The sequence below is a fragment of the Planococcus chinensis genome (genome assembly GCF_020071995.1).
GTDB classification, from domain to species: domain Bacteria; phylum Bacillota; class Bacilli; order Bacillales_A; family Planococcaceae; genus Planococcus; species Planococcus chinensis_A.
Window position 1 is genome coordinate 274,443 of the sequence record NZ_JABWTK010000004.1, and the last position, 16,457, is coordinate 290,899.

At 47.4% G+C, this 16,457-nt stretch carries 21 protein-coding genes and 2 riboswitches; of the genes, 18 read left to right on the top strand and 3 right to left on the bottom strand.

Features of this window, described 5'->3' with window-relative positions:
- Positions 1 to 26: 26 nt before the first annotated feature.
- The 6 genes from pstB (at position 27) to HU147_RS08985 (ending at position 4,849) form a co-directional block, all read left to right on the top strand.
- Positions 27 to 842, top strand: a complete 816-nt coding sequence (gene pstB, locus HU147_RS08960; protein WP_224075910.1) for a phosphate ABC transporter ATP-binding protein PstB — start codon at positions 27 to 29, stop codon at positions 840 to 842.
- Positions 843 to 860: 18 nt separating this feature from the next.
- Positions 861 to 1,520 (top strand): phosphate signaling complex protein PhoU, encoded by a 660-nt coding sequence (phoU, locus tag HU147_RS08965; RefSeq protein WP_224075911.1) that lies wholly within the window; start codon positions 861 to 863, stop codon positions 1,518 to 1,520.
- 166 nt (positions 1,521 to 1,686) lie between these two features.
- Entirely contained in the window at positions 1,687 to 1,836 is a 150-nt protein-coding gene (gene rpmG, locus HU147_RS08970; RefSeq protein WP_036809376.1) for a 50S ribosomal protein L33, read from the top strand.
- A 149-nt stretch (positions 1,837 to 1,985) separates the two neighbouring features.
- Positions 1,986 to 2,561 (top strand): 5-formyltetrahydrofolate cyclo-ligase, encoded by a 576-nt coding sequence (locus HU147_RS08975; protein ID WP_224075912.1) that lies wholly within the window; start codon positions 1,986 to 1,988, stop codon positions 2,559 to 2,561.
- Positions 2,558 to 2,743, top strand: coding sequence for a YqgQ family protein (locus tag HU147_RS08980; protein WP_224075913.1), 186 nt, complete (start codon positions 2,558 to 2,560; stop codon positions 2,741 to 2,743). Before HU147_RS08975 ends, HU147_RS08980 begins: the two co-directional genes overlap by 4 nt.
- 162 nt (positions 2,744 to 2,905) lie before the next feature.
- The gene (locus HU147_RS08985) at positions 2,906 to 4,849 is read left to right on the top strand and encodes an LTA synthase family protein (protein ID WP_224075914.1); all 1,944 of its coding nucleotides are present in this window, start codon (positions 2,906 to 2,908) and stop codon (positions 4,847 to 4,849) included.
- A gap of 91 nt (positions 4,850 to 4,940) precedes the next feature.
- On the opposite strand, the gene HU147_RS08990 is transcribed toward HU147_RS08985, so the two are convergent.
- The gene (locus tag HU147_RS08990) at positions 4,941 to 5,120 is read right to left on the bottom strand and encodes a DUF2759 domain-containing protein (protein ID WP_224075915.1); all 180 of its coding nucleotides are present in this window, start codon (positions 5,118 to 5,120) and stop codon (positions 4,941 to 4,943) included.
- A 140-nt stretch (positions 5,121 to 5,260) separates the two neighbouring features.
- On the opposite strand from HU147_RS08990, the gene HU147_RS08995 reads away from it, so the two are divergent.
- On the top strand, positions 5,261 to 5,896 hold the full coding sequence (locus HU147_RS08995; RefSeq protein ID WP_224075916.1) for an MBL fold metallo-hydrolase: 636 nt from the start codon (positions 5,261 to 5,263) through the stop codon (positions 5,894 to 5,896).
- A 59-nt stretch (positions 5,897 to 5,955) separates the two neighbouring features.
- Here HU147_RS08995 and HU147_RS09000 read toward each other — a convergent pair whose 3' ends face one another.
- On the bottom strand, positions 5,956 to 6,198 hold the full coding sequence (locus HU147_RS09000) for a DUF2626 domain-containing protein (RefSeq protein WP_224075917.1): 243 nt from the start codon (positions 6,196 to 6,198) through the stop codon (positions 5,956 to 5,958).
- 305 nt (positions 6,199 to 6,503) lie between these two features.
- Here HU147_RS09000 and comGA point away from each other — a divergent pair, with 305 nt between their 5' ends.
- The 11 genes from comGA (at position 6,504) to gcvPB (ending at position 15,068) form a co-directional block, all read left to right on the top strand.
- Positions 6,504 to 7,547 (top strand): competence type IV pilus ATPase ComGA, encoded by a 1,044-nt coding sequence (comGA, locus tag HU147_RS09005; protein ID WP_224075918.1) that lies wholly within the window; start codon positions 6,504 to 6,506, stop codon positions 7,545 to 7,547.
- Positions 7,519 to 8,544 carry a competence type IV pilus assembly protein ComGB gene (gene comGB / locus HU147_RS09010; protein ID WP_224075919.1) on the top strand — a complete coding sequence of 342 codons (1,026 nt, stop codon included), beginning with the start codon at positions 7,519 to 7,521 and terminating at the stop codon, positions 8,542 to 8,544. Before comGA ends, comGB begins: the two co-directional genes overlap by 29 nt.
- 11 nt (positions 8,545 to 8,555) lie before the next feature.
- Positions 8,556 to 8,870 carry a competence type IV pilus major pilin ComGC gene (gene comGC / locus HU147_RS09015; protein WP_224075920.1) on the top strand — a complete coding sequence of 105 codons (315 nt, stop codon included), beginning with the start codon at positions 8,556 to 8,558 and terminating at the stop codon, positions 8,868 to 8,870.
- A complete protein-coding gene (gene comGD, locus HU147_RS09020; RefSeq protein ID WP_224075982.1) occupies positions 8,855 to 9,295 on the top strand; it encodes a competence type IV pilus minor pilin ComGD in 441 nt (146 codons plus the stop codon). The genes comGC and comGD overlap by 16 nt, the downstream gene beginning before the upstream one ends.
- A gap of 25 nt (positions 9,296 to 9,320) precedes the next feature.
- Positions 9,321 to 9,584: a hypothetical protein gene (locus HU147_RS09025; protein WP_224075921.1), complete on the top strand. Its 264-nt coding sequence runs from the start codon at positions 9,321 to 9,323 to the stop codon at positions 9,582 to 9,584.
- Positions 9,581 to 10,009 (top strand): competence type IV pilus minor pilin ComGF, encoded by a 429-nt coding sequence (gene comGF / locus HU147_RS09030; protein WP_224075922.1) that lies wholly within the window; start codon positions 9,581 to 9,583, stop codon positions 10,007 to 10,009. The genes HU147_RS09025 and comGF overlap by 4 nt, the downstream gene beginning before the upstream one ends.
- The gene (locus HU147_RS09035) at positions 9,990 to 10,196 is read left to right on the top strand and encodes a hypothetical protein (protein ID WP_224075923.1); all 207 of its coding nucleotides are present in this window, start codon (positions 9,990 to 9,992) and stop codon (positions 10,194 to 10,196) included. Before comGF ends, HU147_RS09035 begins: the two co-directional genes overlap by 20 nt.
- A gap of 19 nt (positions 10,197 to 10,215) precedes the next feature.
- A complete protein-coding gene (locus HU147_RS09040) occupies positions 10,216 to 10,728 on the top strand; it encodes a shikimate kinase (protein WP_053165566.1) in 513 nt (170 codons plus the stop codon).
- A gap of 141 nt (positions 10,729 to 10,869) precedes the next feature.
- A riboswitch (glycine riboswitch) is annotated at positions 10,870 to 10,961 on the top strand.
- 1 nt (position 10,962) lies between these two features.
- Positions 10,963 to 11,039, top strand: a riboswitch (glycine riboswitch).
- A gap of 74 nt (positions 11,040 to 11,113) precedes the next feature.
- A complete protein-coding gene (gene gcvT, locus HU147_RS09045; protein ID WP_224075983.1) occupies positions 11,114 to 12,217 on the top strand; it encodes a glycine cleavage system aminomethyltransferase GcvT in 1,104 nt (367 codons plus the stop codon).
- 27 nt (positions 12,218 to 12,244) lie between these two features.
- Complete coding sequence (gene gcvPA / locus HU147_RS09050) at positions 12,245 to 13,612, top strand: aminomethyl-transferring glycine dehydrogenase subunit GcvPA (RefSeq protein ID WP_224075924.1); 1,368 nt, start codon at positions 12,245 to 12,247, stop codon at positions 13,610 to 13,612.
- Entirely contained in the window at positions 13,605 to 15,068 is a 1,464-nt protein-coding gene (gene gcvPB / locus HU147_RS09055) for an aminomethyl-transferring glycine dehydrogenase subunit GcvPB (RefSeq protein WP_224075925.1), read from the top strand. The genes gcvPA and gcvPB overlap by 8 nt, the downstream gene beginning before the upstream one ends.
- Positions 15,069 to 15,128: 60 nt before the next feature.
- Here gcvPB and HU147_RS09060 read toward each other — a convergent pair whose 3' ends face one another.
- Positions 15,129 to 16,403, bottom strand: coding sequence for an AAA family ATPase (locus HU147_RS09060; RefSeq protein ID WP_224075926.1), 1,275 nt, complete (start codon positions 16,401 to 16,403; stop codon positions 15,129 to 15,131).
- Positions 16,404 to 16,457 lie beyond the last annotated feature (54 nt).

Below are 16,457 nucleotides of genomic sequence, written 5' to 3' on the forward strand. Positions count from 1 at the left end.
CTTATTCATGCGGAAGGGGATTCATTATGACAACAGTAAGCATACCGAAAACAAAGAAGGGTTCAAAATTAGCGGAAACGGAGAACCGTAAATCTGTCTACCTGACGAAGCAGCTGAATTTATGGTACGGAGAAAAGCATGCGTTAAAGAACATTGACCTCGACATCAAAGAAAACGAAGTCACAGCGATTATCGGGCCGTCCGGCTGCGGGAAATCGACATACATCAAAACTTTGAACCGGATGGTGGAGCTGGTGCCATCGGTCAAAACCTCGGGGGAAATTCTTTACCGGGACCGCAATATCTTCGATTCGGATTACGGCGTCGAAGAATTGCGCACTCGCGTCGGCATGGTGTTCCAGAAGCCGAATCCGTTTCCAAAATCGATTTACGACAATATCGCTTACGGGCCGCGCATCCACGGCATCAAAAACAAGAAAATTCTCGACGAAATTGTCGAGAAAAGTTTGCGCGGCGCCGCTATTTGGGATGAAGTGAAAGATCGCTTGACGGAAAATGCCTACAGCGTTTCCGGCGGCCAGCAGCAGCGGATCTGTATTGCCCGTGCACTTGCCATCGAACCGGATGTCATCTTGATGGACGAGCCGACTTCGGCGCTAGACCCGATTTCAACTTTGAAGATCGAGGAATTGGTGCAGGAACTGAAACGGGATTACAGCATCATTATCGTGACACACAATATGCAGCAAGCGGCGCGCATTTCGGACAAAACCGCTTTCTTCCTAAACGGGGAAGTCATTGAATACGATCAAACGGATACCATTTTTTCCAACCCTTCAGACAAGCGGACGGAAGATTACATTTCAGGCCGGTTCGGCTAATAGAAGGAGGAAATCCAGATGTCAGTACGCGAAAAATTTGATTACGAACTTCAATCTGCCCAGGAACAATTAATTACATTGAGCAATATGGCCGTCGATGCCTTGACGAAAGCGGTCAATGCGCTGACAGACCATGACATAGACGCTGCCCTCGAAGTGATTGAAGACGATAAAGCGATCAACCAGCTCGAAGAAGAAATCAACGACAAAGTCATTTTGCTGATCGCCAAGCAGTCTCCTGTGGCGACAGACCTCAGAAGGCTCATTGTCATCATCAAAGTGGCGACGGATATGGAGCGGGTCGGCGATTATGCCGTGAATATCGCAAAAGAAACGATCCGGATCGGCAAAGAGGAATTGTTGTCGCCCATCCATGAAATCAAGCAGATGCATGCGCTTGCTGCTGCGATGCTGCGGCAAGTGATTGAAGCGTTTGTTGAGGAAGACATCGTCAAAGCAAAGGAAATTGCAGAACTGGACGATCAAGTGGACAATCTTTACGGCGTTGTCATCAACAAGCTGATGAAATCGGGGGCACAGCATCCGGATAAATTGAGCCAGATTACGCAGCTTGCATTTGTTTGCCGCTATATGGAGCGCTCGGCCGACCATGCCACCAATATAGCCGAACAGCTATTTTACCTGGTGCGCGGCAGCCATTACGATTTGAACAAATAATCCCGTTCTCCGGCTTAGCTTTCCGCCGGAGAATTTTTTATGGAAAGGAAATAAAAGTTAGCCGCTAGCAGTAGACTTTGCCATGAAATATGCTATAATAATTAAGTCGTATAGATCAACCGCTTAAATAAACAAATGATCTTTGAAAGAATTAGGAGGGATACCGATGCGTGTTAACATCACTTTAGCTTGTACAGAATGTAGCGAACGTAACTACAGCACTGTTAAAAATAAGCGCAACAACCCTGAGCGTCTTGAAATGAAAAAATATTGCTCACGTGAAAAGAAAATGACTTTACACCGTGAAACGAAGTAATTCATTGACTGCCAAAACCTTAACGGGTTTTGGCTTTTTTCTTTATAAAGGACAAAAACCGATGGAATCTTTTAAACTAAAGAAAGATACTTCCATTTACATTACATAGAATTCATTTTAACTTTTTTAAGAAGGAAGGAGGCATTCAATTGGATAAAGCGATGCAGCGCAAGCAGGTACTCGAACAATTGAACAATATGGAAAGGGCGGAGCACCAGCGGAAATCACGCCTTATTGTCGGCCGTTTGATGGAAGACCCCGCTTTCCAAAGAGCCGGTACAGTCGGTGTCACCATCTCGGCGTTTCCGGAAGTGGATACCCATGAACTGATACAAGCCTGCTGGGAAGCTGGAAAAAGAGTGGCTGTTCCGAAGTGCTGGCGCAAAGACCGCACAATGGACTTTTATGCAATCACCGATTTTAATCAATTGGAAACGGTTTATATGCATTTGAAAGAACCAAAAGTGGAGGAAACGGTGCACTTGAAAGCGGAAGACATTGATTTGCTCATCGTGCCGGGAGTGGTGTATACGAGAGAAGGCTACCGCATCGGTTTTGGCGGGGGTTATTATGACCGTTATTTAGCGACTTACACCGGGGCAACCCGTTCATTGGCGTTTGGCGTGCAGCTGGCAGACCGCATTTTTGTGGAGCCCCACGACATTCCGGTGGATATGATACATACAGAATGCGAATCGATTGCAACAGGGAAGGTGAGCGGATGAAGAACTTATACGATGTGATGCAACTGCTGAAACGTTACGGCACCATTATTTATACGGGCGACCCGATTGCGGATCTTGAGCTGATGGAGGAAGAAATCCGCGAGCTTTACCGGCTGCAATTTATCAGTGCCAAAGAATACTCGACCGCGATGCTTATCTTGCGCCAGAAAAAACGCCAATAAATGCAAATTAAATTAAAATAGGAAACCAAAGCGTGTTTGAAGCGTATCAGAAGGGGTATCTTTTATGTTGAGTCACCGTTAAGATTGTGACAATTCTGTCTACTTAAGCCGAGCATATGTTAAGATACGTTAAAATCCCAATTTAAAAGGAGGATGCAGAGGATGTGGAAGAAGGAATGGCCGAAGCATTCTATTCTTGCAATCGCCATCATAGCTACCTGGTTAAAGACTTATCTAACGTATAAAACCAGCTTTTCAATCACCATAGATAATGCGCTACAGGAATTCATTTTATTCATTAACCCTTTAAGCTTGCTGCTGTTTGCTTATGGAATCGCGTTGTTCTTTAAAAATGACAAAGCCAGAAACCGTTATATACTCGTTATTGCACTTATTTCTTCTATTATATTATATGCGAACGTTGCCTTTTACCGCTTTTTCAGTGACTTTATCACGTTGCCGGTCCTGTTTCAGACAGACAATTTCGGAGACTTGGGATCGAGCGCTTCCGAAAGTGTTTTTATCACCGATCTCGTCTATTTTACGGATGTCGTCCTGATCTTGCTTGCTATTAAGTTTATCCGGACAAGACCGGCTGCAAACTTGAATCTTGCTGGCCAGAGAAAAGCGTATTTCATAATTTCGGCAGCCGTCCTGTTTTTTAATTTGGGTTTGGCCGAAACGGAACGCCCACAATTGTTGACGCGCGGTTTTGACCGGGAAATGCTTGTCAAAAATATCGGTATGTACAATTACCATTTATACGATATGTATGTGCAATCAAAGTCGCAGGCGCAGCGGGCCCTTGCTACAGGCTCTGAACTGGTCGAAGTGAACAACTACATCCGTGCGAACCAGCCGGATCCGTCTGAGGACATGTTTGGCGTCGCCGAAGGGCGGAACTTGATTATCGTGACACTGGAATCTTTGCAGTCGTTTACGATTAATGGAGAAATGAACGGCGAACCGATTACGCCTTTCCTCAGTGATTTGACAGAAGACGAGGATACCATTTACTTCCCAAACTTCTACCATCAGACCGGCCTTGGCAAAACCTCCGATTCTGAGTTCCTGGTAGAGAATTCGCTTTACCCGTTAAGCGGCGGAGCGGTTTTCTTCACGCACAGCGGAAACACCTTCAATTCCATGGCGGAAAGCTTAGGCGACAAGGGTTACCATACCTCTGTCCAGCACGCCAATACAAAGAGCTTCTGGAACCGGGACATCATGTATCAGTCATTGAACATCGAGAAATTTTTTGGCATCGAGAGCTATGCAATCGGCGAAGGTGATGCCGTCAACTGGGGAATGAAAGATATCCCATTCATGGAGCAGTCGGTTGAACATATGGCCGATTTGCCGCAGCCTTTCTATACGCGTCTGCTCACGTTGACCAATCATCATCCTTTTTATCTGGATGAGGAAGACAAATTGATCGACGAATATGATTCCAATTCGGGAACCGTCAACCGCTATTTCCAGACAGCCCGCTATTTGGATGAGTCCGTTAAAGTCCTATTTGAGGAATTGAAAGAACAGGGGCTTTATGACAATTCCATCATTGTGATGTACGGCGACCATTACGGCATTTCTGGAAACCACAACGAAGCGATGGCGCAATACCTTGGAAAAGAAATCACGCCTTATGAATCCGCTCAATTGCAGAAAGTTCCCTTCTTTGTCCATATCCCAGGATACGGGGAAGGCCATGTCGATGAAGAAATCGGAGGGCAAATCGATATCCGGCCGACTGTCATGCATTTGCTGGGTGTTGAGTCTGAACAAGACATTCAGTTTGGCGGGGATTTGTTCTCTGAAGAACATGAAGAATTTGTCATCTTCCGGGATGGCCGTTTTATCACCAGCCAGCATGTCTATGCGGGGAATGTCTGCTACGACATCGACACAGGCATAGAGACGGACAAAGCGGCCTGTGAATCCTCCATCGAGCCTGCAATGACCGAACTGGAGTATTCCGAGTCAATCATCAACGGAGACCTTCTGCGGTTCTATGATGAAAAGAACGGCCAATTGATCCTGTCAGAGGATGATTTGAAAAAACTCGAAAAAGAGCAGCAGAAGCTTAAAGAGGATACGCAAAACTAAATCAAAAAAGGTTCCGGGATATTTTCCGGAACCTTTTTTTGTTGGGCAGAAAGAAAAAAACTGATGCATGGGAGCATCAGTTTTTTAAGGATTAGTGCAGGCTTGGTGGGTAACCTTGGAAAATGATTGTCGCTGCTGTGAAAGCACCGAAAATCACAAACGTACCGAAGTTAAAAAGAAATCCTAAAATTTGTTTGTTTTTAATGGTTTGCACAGAGCCAATTGCCGCTAACACAGCAATAAGACCAAAAATAACCATAAGCAAGTTCATCTATGACACTCCCTTCAACTTTAACAGCCAGTGCCGTCGCGTTCTCTTTTATTGTAAAGAATTTGGCTAAGTTTGTCGAGCGCTAAAAATGTCATTCCGTTGAACAGTTGGAATGCTATAATTTAAAAGAGGTGAACAAAATGCTGAAAATCAACCAAATGGAGCTGGGCCCTGTCCAGACAAATTGCTATATCATATCAAATGACCAAAAAGAATGCCTGATTTTCGACCCGGGCGAGGAAAGCGGCAAGATTGTGTCTTTCCTGAAGTCCAAACAATTGAAGCCACTAGCCATCCTGTTAACCCACGCACATTTTGACCACATTGGGGCAATCGACGACTTGCGGGAACTCTATGCAATTCCGGTTTATTTGCACCGAGTGGAAAAAGACTGGCTGAGCCGCCCGAATTTAAACGGTTCCGGCAAATACAGCATGGTGCCGGATTACCGGATGAAAGAAGCCGATGTTTTGCTGGACCAGGAAAATGTGCTCGAAATCGGTTCGTTCAAAATGGACTTATTCCATACGCCGGGGCATTCTCCGGGAAGCGTCACTTTTTCATTCGGCGATGAAGGCTTTGCGATTGTGGGCGACACCTTGTTCCGCGGCAGCATCGGCCGTACCGATTTGATCGACGGATCCGAGAAAAAGTTATTGCAATCGATACGTGAATCCTTGCTGACCCTTCCGGAGCATATGATCCTTTATCCCGGGCACGGCCCGGAAACGACACCTGAAAATGAAAAAGCGAGCAACCCTTTTTTGAAAGCGTAGCGAGCAAACAAAAAAGCGGCCACGAGGGCCGCTTTTTCTTTGTTTTCTAAAGTTGTTGATTAGTGTCCAGCACCAGGAATATGGATGAACGTAGTGTAATAAGTGAAGCCGACGAAAAATACTGTTAAGTAAGCTCCAAAAACATACAAGTACATGCGTTCAGAAATATTTAAGAATCCAAGTAGTACAAAAAAGCCGGTATTAGCAACCATTATCAATGATACTTCTACCATGTCGCCTACATAAAAAAGAACTGCAAAAATCCCAGTCCACCATCCCATTAATTTAAACATTTTGTCCATGGGTAATCCCTCCTTTGCCACACTACAGTAATCTCCTGTTTATTATATAGGAAATTGAGCGAGTGTGTAAACTACGAGTTGGTCTTTCTTTGTGACAAACACGTGTATTGTTGCTTCAAGCTTAACAAAGATTCGATTTTCCGACAAGGCGTTCAAAAAAAGCCTATGCCAAAAATGGGATTTGCCCCGAAAACCGGGGGTCAAATAATTATTTTTGGAAAAAGTATTCCATTTTTTGAGGAGGCTCGCTATACTATGAGGGTACAAAGCGGCGGCCTTTGTTCAATCCAAAACAGGAGGTGGCTATGCAAGAAATTGTTGAACGCCGATGTGCCAACCTGCTTCAGGATGCGGTTGAAAATGGCACAACAGACATCCACATCAAACCCGAACCGACCTGCTACACGGTTTCTTACCGCTCGTTCCAATCGCTGCGGCAAGTGGCCAAACTCCCCCTTGATCTGGGCAATCGCATGATAGCCTATTTCAAATATCTTTCCCTATTAGACATGAGCGAAAAACGAAAACCCCAAACCGGATCCTTTCACCTTCCCATTCAAGACCTTCCTTATTATTTCAGAATATCAACCCTTCCTTCCGTTTTGACAAAAGAAAGCATCGTCATCCGTGTGATGGCAGATAATGTTGCAGAATCGATCCATCAGCTTGCCGCTTTCCGGGATTCCGCACATTTGCTGGAAAAACTGGCAGAAGCGCCGCAAGGGCTGATTTTATTGACCGGTCCGACTGGCTGCGGCAAATCGACGACGCTTTATTCACTCTTAAAGCATTGCAGCGAAAAACTGAACCGCAATATTATCACGCTCGAAGATCCAGTCGAACGCAAAAACCAATCAATCCTGCAAATCCAGGTCAACGAAAAAGCCGGCCTAGGCTATGCAGCCGGGCTAAAAGCAATTCTCCGCCATGACCCCGATATCATCATGATCGGCGAAATCCGGGATGCTGATACGGCGCAAATTGCTGTGCGCGCGGCGCTGACCGGACACCTGGTGTTTTCGACAATCCATGCCCGGCATTCAGTCGGGTGCCTGCACCGTCTTCGGGACTTGGGCATTTCCTTTGAGGATATGTCACAAACGCTGATTGCTGTTTCCGCACAGCGCATTATCCCGGTGTATCCGGATATGGAAGACCCTGAACTGTCGTACCGGGCTTTGTATGAAATTCTGCACGGCGACCGGCTGGATGAAGCGCTGGAATCCGCAAAAGGCCAGAAAAGCTATTCCTTGCCGGAGCATTTGTCTTTCGGCGGACAGATCAGGGAAGGAGTGAAAATTGGTGCGATTGAAGCTTCCTATGAAATCAAACCAAATTCCTATCCGTGACCGGGAACATTTTCTGAGCCGCCTCGCAGTCCTGATGAAAGAAGGCTATTTATTGCCAACGGCGCTGACGCTGCTCTTGCCGATGCATACCTCGAAGACCGAAGAAGCTTTAACCGGCATGACAGGCATCCTGAAAGGCGGCGGCAATGCCGCAGAAATTCTGAAGTTTCTCGGCTTTAAAGATCAGGTGCTATTTCCCGTGGAAATCGCGGAGCACCATGGCCGCCTGGCGGAATCGATCGAAAGCATTGCCAAAAGCTTCGCCCGGACCGAAGGCGTCCAGAAAAAGCTCCGCAACATTTTGGTGTACCCGGTGTCGCTGCTGCTGTTCACATCGGTGCTGTTCCTGTTTTTCCGCACGAATTACGTCCCCAATTTAACCGAATTGATGGAGTCTTTGCAGTCAGGGGAAGAATCGGGCGGGGTGCCGGCATATTTATTGAGTTTGCCTGATGTGTTTATCGGTATTTTTGCAGTCATCGGAATCACATTCGCCGTTTTCTGGGCGCTGCTCCAAAAGCAGTCTGTCGACCGGCAAATCGCTTGGCTTCTGAAATTTCCGCTGCTCCGCAAATTCATGCGGCTGTACTGGTCGCATCTTTTGGCAAGAGAGTTGGGAACTTTACTTCACAGCGGCATTTCACTTCAGGAATCGCTTCACCTGCTCCAAAACCAGACTTATCATTCCATCATTCAATTCATGGCAAAGTCCTGCCACGAAGAAGTGATGACAGGCAATCCGCTGTCAGCGGCGCTTGGCCGCCAGCCTTTTTTCGCCGCTGATATGGCTTCGTTTGTCCAGCATGGGGAAATGACCGGTTATCTTGGGAAAGAATTGATTCTCTACAGCGAAGTGCTGATGGAGCGCATTGAACAGCACACCGCCCAATTGCTGCGCATCATCCAGCCGTCGTTTTTTGTCATGATTGCCATCTGCATTGTCGGAGCTTATTTGGCGATCTTATTGCCCATGTACAATTTAGTCCATACCATTTGAGGAGGAGAATTATGCGTCTATTAAAAAACCAAAAAGGATTTACATTGATTGAAATGCTGATCGTTATGCTCATTATCACGGTATTGATCGCCATTGCCATCCCGAACGTCACGAAGCAGACATCGGCGGTCGATGAAAAAGGCTGCAAAGCGTTTGTGCACATGGTGCAGGGCCAGGTGGAATCTTACCGGATGGATGAGAAAAAAGTGCCGACCATTGCCGAACTGGTGTCAGGCGGATATTTGAAAACCAATGAAACCACTTGCCCGAACGGCGATGCGGTGGAGATTTCCACTGATGGAGTCGTGACATCAAGAGCGTCTTAAAGCAAGGAGGCTTTACTTTGCTGGAAATGCTCCTCGTGCTGGCGATTTTAATGACCATGGTCGGCATCGCCATCCCTTCGTACCGCACCTTTGAAACAGAACAACAAGAAGACCGTTTTTTTGATTTGCTGCTGCGGGACATTTACTATGCCCAAAGTGAAACTTATCGCAGTAAAACATCGGTTATGGTAGTATTTCGCCAAAGCGACCGGACCTACGAAGTGATTCAGAATTTCAGAAAGCTGCTACCGACGAGAAAACTGCCGCCCTCGGTCAGCATCCAAAAGGCGAGCAATATCGACGGCGTCTATTTTACGGCAAACGGTTCTGTGACAAGTGCAGGAACGATGTGGTTTTCTACGAGTACGGGTGAACGTTCGATGGTCATCCATCTGGGAAAAGGAAGGGTGGTTTTTTCTGAATGAACACGGATATTCCTGGGCGGAAACAATGGTTAGCCTGCTGATGCTGTTTATGCTATTCGGCACCTTGCTGCCGGTGATGCAGCAGCTGCAGCAGTCGCTCCATTTAAAGAAAGAACGCATGATTGCGGTTGAGACACTCCATGAAGGCGCGAAGGAAATGCGTGGATTCAAAAACACGAGCGGGGAAAGGCGAGTCAACGGGACGGTTTACCGTTGGGAAATGGCTGACCAGCTTTGTGTGCATTACGAAAATTACCAGAAGGCTGAAAAAACGATATGCATCGAATGAACAGGCTTGATGAAAAAGGCTTCGTCTTCTTGAATTCGCTGCTGGAACTGTCAATTTTGATGATTTTTCTGCCGATTATAGTGCTTTTTTTCGGATTTATGGTGTCATTTTCCAAAGAAACCCATGCCAAACATACGGAATGGCAGTTATTCAGCGTAGAGTTGCAAAGCTATCTGGCAGGAAGCGAGTCAATTGAAATCATCAATAATGGAGGGGGAATCCGTACAATTCAACAAAGTGTGGAATTCGATATCGAGCTGTATGATCATTCAGTAAGGAAACAGAAGTTTAAGCAAGGCCATGAGATTATGCTGACCGGCATCAAAAATTGCCGGTTTGGAATGAATGGCCCGAAATTTACCGTCCATGCAGAATTTTCAAACGGTGCAATAGAGGAGGCGGAATATGTGGTTACACCTCCTTAAGTCCGGTAAGGGCGCGTTATATCCGGGAACACTGGTGTTTTTTCTATCGGCGCTCATCCTGCTGTCCCACGGCGTATCTGTCTATTCTGTCCAATACAAAACATATGATGGATTGGAAAATATGCATAGACATGCTACGATACAACTACTAATGGAAATTGAAAAGCAGAACACGCCGGAGCAGTAGGGGAGTCTTAGGTAGAAAGATGAAAAGAATATATTTAGTCGGATTTATGGGCTGCGGCAAAAGTGCGGTGGGCAGAAGGCTCAGTTTTTTACTGAAACTGCCTTTTTACGATATGGATAAGGAAATTGTCCGCCAGACAGGCAAAACGATACCGGAGATTTTCGAACAGAACGGGGAAGAGTATTTCCGGAATCTCGAAACGCAGTTTTTAAGAAACCACAGCCATGACAATTGCATCATTTCGACTGGCGGCGGTGTAGCGCTTCGTGCAGAAAATCGGAAAATTATGCGAGAAACCGGCTTGGTGCTATTTTTGGATGCCCCTTTTCGGGAAATTTGGCGGCGGATCCATAATGACGTGAACCGGCCGATTGTCCGCAACTCAACTCGGGAAGAAATCGAAGCTTTGTTCAAATCGCGCTACCGCCATTATAAAGCGGCTGCCCATATTACCATCCGTACAGAATTCCGCACCTTGCGGCAAATAACACAATATGCCGCTTTTCAAGTGAATCGTTTAAAAGGCGAATGATAAATGTATCTTTTCATTTATTGTTCGTCTTTTTGTGCTCTGTAGAAAATTGTTTGCGCTTCCGCCTAATCAATGTTAGGATATAGTCAAAGTTATACTATTCTGTATAACGGTTTGGACCAAATGATTCGATTTGGGCGGATGAGCGCACGGGGAGAGAACGCGAAAGCGTCGCCGAAGGAGCAAATAACAACAGTTATGAATCTCTCAGGCAAAAAGACTCGTGCGGGACGCATCTCTGGAGAACGCTGCTTTGCAGCTACCAAAGAGGAAAGCCGTAAAGGTAAACTTTCAGGTTCCAGGACAGAGATTTCCCTATTTTAGGGGAATCTCTGTCCTTTTTTTGTGGAATTTGATTATCCGAGGAGGAAGATGAATGGGCGAAATGACAGGACAATTGCAGCGTACCCCTCTTTTTGAGGCATACGCAAAGTACGGCGGAAAGACAATTGATTTTGGCGGATGGGAACTTCCGGTCCAATTTTCAAGCATCAAAGAAGAGCACGAAGCGGTAAGAACAAAAGCGGGCCTTTTTGATGTTTCGCATATGGGTGAGATCCTGGTGACAGGTTCCGGCAGCCTGGAATTTTTGCAGCGCCTGGTGACCAATGATGTTTCCAAAATACAGGACGGCCAAGCCCAGTACACGGCAATGTGCTACGAAGACGGCGGTACAGTAGATGATTTGCTGATTTATAAAATCAGCGACGGCCATTACTTGCTGGTGGTCAATGCTTCCAATATCGATAAAGATTTCGAATGGATGCAGCAAGCTGTTTCCGGCGATGTAAATCTCGACAACCAATCGGACAAGTACGGGCTATTGGCGCTTCAAGGGCCGCTTGCGCAATCCGTTTTGCAGCGTTTGACGGATGAAGACCTGTCGGAAATCAAAGCATTCCGTTTTAAAACGGATGTGAAAGTCGGCAGCCATTCGGTCATTGTTTCCCGGACCGGTTATACAGGAGAAGACGGATTTGAAATTTACGCAAACCCGGAAGCGACAGTCGCGCTTTGGGATGAGATTCTTGCAGAAGGGCAGGCAGACGGTGTGCTGCCTTGCGGTCTAGGGGCACGGGACACGTTGCGCTTTGAAGCATGCCTGGCGCTTTACGGCCAGGAATTGTCAAAAGACATCACGCCGCTTGAAGCCGGCATCAACTTTGTCGTGAAATTGAAGAAAGAATCGGATTTCATCGGAAAAGCGGCGCTTGCTGAACAAAAACAAAACGGCGTGCCGCGCAAATTGGTCGGCATTGAAATGATCGATAAAGGAATTCCGCGCCACGGCTATCCGGTTTATGCAAACGGTGAAAAAATCGGGGAAGTCACGACAGGTACCCAGTCGCCGACTTTGAAGAAAAACATCGGGCTGGCTTTAGTGTCTACTGAATTTGCCGAAGTGGGATTGGAACTGGAAATTGAAATCCGCAATAAACGCCTAAAAGCGAAAACAGTCGAAACACCGTTCTACAAACGATCAAAATAATTTCATTTGAAAAGGGGACAGCACTCCATGAAACATCGTTATTTACCAATGACGTCTCAAGACGAAAAAGACATGCTGGACACAATCGGAATCCAATCGATCGACGAATTGTTTGCGGATATTCCTGAAAAAGTCCGTTTTAAAGGCGAATACAATATCAAACCGGCAAAATCTGAATCTTCCTTGACAAAAGAGCTGGCTCAATTGGCGGCGAAAAATGCCGATTCCAACCGTTTCGCTTCATTCCTAGGCGCTGGCGTTTACGACCATTACAAACCGATCATTGTGGACCATGTGATTTCACGTTCTGAGTTTTATACGGCTTATACTCCGTACCAGCCGGAAATTTCACAAGGCGAATTGCAGGCGATTTTTGAATTCCAGACGATGATCAGCGAATTAACCGGCATGGATCTTGCGAACTCTTCGATGTATGACGGCGGAACGGCTCTTGCAGAGGCAGGGATGCTGGCTGCCGGACATACGCGCCGCAAAAAGATTCTCGTGTCCCGCGCAGTCCATCCGGAATCACGCGACGTCGTGCGTTCTTACGCACTCGGCCAATCCATTGAAGTGGAAGAAATTCCATTGAAAGACGGCCATACCGATGTTGAAGCATTGAAAAACTTGATTGATGACAATGTGGCAGCTGTCATGATCCAATACCCGAACTTCTTTGGCCAAGTGGAAGATTTGGCTGTGCTTGAACCGATCATCCACGAAGCGGGGGCGTTGTTCGTTGTATCAGCCAATCCATTGGCGCTCGGCGCATTGACGCCCCCAGGAAAACTGGGCGCTGATATTACGGTTGGCGATGCACAGCCGTTTGGAATCGCAGAAGCGTTCGGCGGACCGCATTGCGGATACTTCGCTGTGACAAAAAAATTGATGAGAAAAGTTCCTGGACGTTTAGTCGGTGAAACAACGGATGAAGACGGGCGCCGCGGTTTTGTTTTGACTTTGCAAGCGCGCGAACAGCATATCCGCCGCGACAAAGCGACTTCCAATATTTGTTCGAATCAGGCCTTGAACGCACTTGCTGCTTCAGTTGCAATGACGGCGCTAGGAAAAGTCGGCACTAAGCAAATGGCGGTGCAAAACATCACCAAAACCTACTATATGAAACAGCAGCTGAAACAGGCTGGATTTGAAATCGCCTTTGACGGCGCTCATTTCAACGAAATTGTTGTCAAAACGAAAGCGCCTGTGAAGGAAATCAATGCCAGCTTGCTCGAAAAAGCCATCATCGGCGGATACGATCTTGGGCGCAGCTACGATGAACTGGCAGGGCATATGCTCATTGCGGTTACCGAACAGCGTACGAAAGAAGAAATCGATGCATTTGTGCAGACAGTTGCTGCAGCAGTGCAAGAAATGGGGGCTACTCATGCATAAAGACAACCAACCGCTCATTTTTGAAATGACGAAAGAAGGCCGCATCGGCTACAGCCTGCCGGATCTTGAAGTTCCGGAAATCGATTTGGAAGATGTTCTGCCGGAAGGCTTGATCCGCAAAGAAGCAGCAGAGCTTCCGGAAGTATCGGAACTCGACATCATGCGCCATTACACAGCTTTGTCTAAACGCAACCACGGCGTCGATTCCGGATTTTATCCATTGGGTTCATGCACAATGAAATACAATCCGAAAATCAACGAAACCGTTGCCCGTTTCCCTGGATTCGCAAACATCCACCCACTGCAGGAAGAATCGACTGTGCAAGGCGCGATGGCATTGATGTTCGACTTGCAGGAGCACTTGAAAGAAATCACCGGCATGGACGAAGTGACGCTTCAGCCGGCTGCCGGCGCTCACGGCGAATGGACAGGATTGATGATGATCCGCGCTTACCACGAATCACGCGGCGATATGAAACGCACAAAAGTCATCGTTCCGGATTCTGCACACGGCACAAACCCGGCATCGGCTACAGTAGCCGGTTTCGAAACCGTAACGGTTAAATCGAACGAACACGGCTTAGTGGATCTTGAAGACTTGAAGCGCGTAGTCGGGGAAGATACAGCGGCATTGATGCTGACCAACCCGAATACACTCGGATTGTTTGAAGAGCAGATTTTGGAAATGGCTGCCATCATCCATGAAGTGGGCGGCAAATTGTACTACGACGGTGCCAACTTGAATGCGGTTATGTCAAAAGCACGCCCTGGCGACATGGGCTTTGATGTTGTCCACTTGAACTTGCACAAAACCTTCACGGGCCCTCACGGCGGCGGCGGACCGGGTTCAGGCCCTGTCGGCGTGAAAAAAGACCTAATTGCATATTTGCCGAAACCGGTATTGGTGAAGTCCGAAGAAGGTTTGACTTTCGATTACAACCGCCCGGAATCAATCGGACGCGTAAAACCGTTCTACGGCAACTTCGGCATCAATGTCCGTGCCTATACGTATATCCGCTCCATGGGGCCGGACGGCTTAAAAGCGGTAACCGAATACGCCGTACTGAACGCCAACTACATGATGCGCAAACTGGCGCCTCATTTCGATTTGCCGTATGACCGCCACTGCAAACATGAGTTTGTGCTGAGCGGACGCCGCCAGAAAAAACTGGGCGTGCGTACACTTGATATGGCGAAACGCCTGCTTGACTTCGGCTACCATCCGCCAACGATCTACTTCCCGTTGAACGTGGAAGAAGGCATGATGATCGAGCCGACGGAAACAGAATCGAAAGAAACGCTTGATGCGTTCATCGATGCAATGATCCAGATTGCGAAAGAAGTGGAAGAAAATCCGGAAATCGTCCAGAACGCTCCACACACAACCGTAATCAAGCGCTTGGATGAAACGCAGGCTGCCCGCAAGCCGGTTCTGCGCTACACGAAAGCCGAATAGCATGCAAAAGCCCGTTTGAAAGATTATTCCTTTCAAACGGGCTTTTTTCTGTTCGGGGAATCAAAAACCGATTGTCGATTCCGGATCTTCCCAGTCATTGCGCTCGGTGCGCTTATTCTGCTTCTGAAGCTCCTGTATGCGCTTGGCATAGCCGGAGTCGCCGTCGTAATGCCAATTGAGGGCAGAACTCATATACAGCTCGTTCAGCTGCGAAATGGACAAGCCTTTTGTCAATTTCGCCATGTCATCGATTTCATCTTCCGAGAAAATCGATTTGATGTCGAGTTTCCGCAAATACTGTTTGCGCAGTTTTTTATCAGGCGATGGAATCTCATAAGCCCGGTCAAAGCGTCCAGCGCGGTTGATGAGCGCCGGGTCGATTCGTTCCGGGTAATTGGTCGTGCCGATAATGAACAAGCCTTCGCGCGATTGGGTGCCGTCGAGTGTGTTCAGGAAAACCGAGCGGGTGAATTCCGGCATCGAATCGATGTCTTCGATCACGAGAATGGCCGGAGCGAGCCTCGAGACGATTCCAAACACTTCCTGGACGGTGTAGCTGTTTGTGTACTCCGTAATCTGCCAGTAGACGACCGGCGCATCTGTAGAGCCGGTGATGGACTTCACAAGCGTCGTCTTGCCGTTGCCGGGAGAGCCGTACAACAGGATGCCGCGCTTGAACGGCACGCCGTATTCCTTGAAGAACTGGCCGCCGTCGCGGAAAAACTCGTCAATCGAACGGAAGATGTCCTGTTTGACGCTGGCTTCGAGCATGACATCGTCGCGTGAGACGATCGCCATCTCGCCGTAATTGCGCCGCTTCACGCCTTCTTCGGTGTCGACCAGGAATGTAATATTATTCATCAAGGCCTGGCGCAGCATTTCGTTCAAATCTTCAAGAAAGCGGAACGCGCCGTCGATGGATTTGGCGTAACATTGGAATTCCGGCCAGCTGTTGTCTGCCGTTGTATAAAACGGCAATTGCGTCAGTGCGACTTCATGGGCCGGAAAGTAGATCAGCCGGTTTTCAAATGTTTCCTGGATTTTCAAATTGCCGCTGTGCAGATCGTCCGGCACATTGCCGATTTTGCCCATCGGACGCGCTTCGTAAATATAAGACAGCGTTTCATAGGCTAGCTGGCCGTTTTCCATCATATCGAGAAGATAGGTGTGGAGCTGCGTAATCGTCTCAGCGATGTCGATGTGCATCCAGGCACCCGCTGAACGTTCGTTGAGCTGGGAGAAGATGCGTCCGGATACGGCTGCGATATCCGCATAATGCGGCAAAGTCTCGCGGAGTGCATGGTCGTGCGGAAATAAAATCGTTGGTTTTGTCATGGTTTTCCTCTTTTCTATGGAAGTTAATCGCCTGTTTGGGTAGAAAAAAAGTCT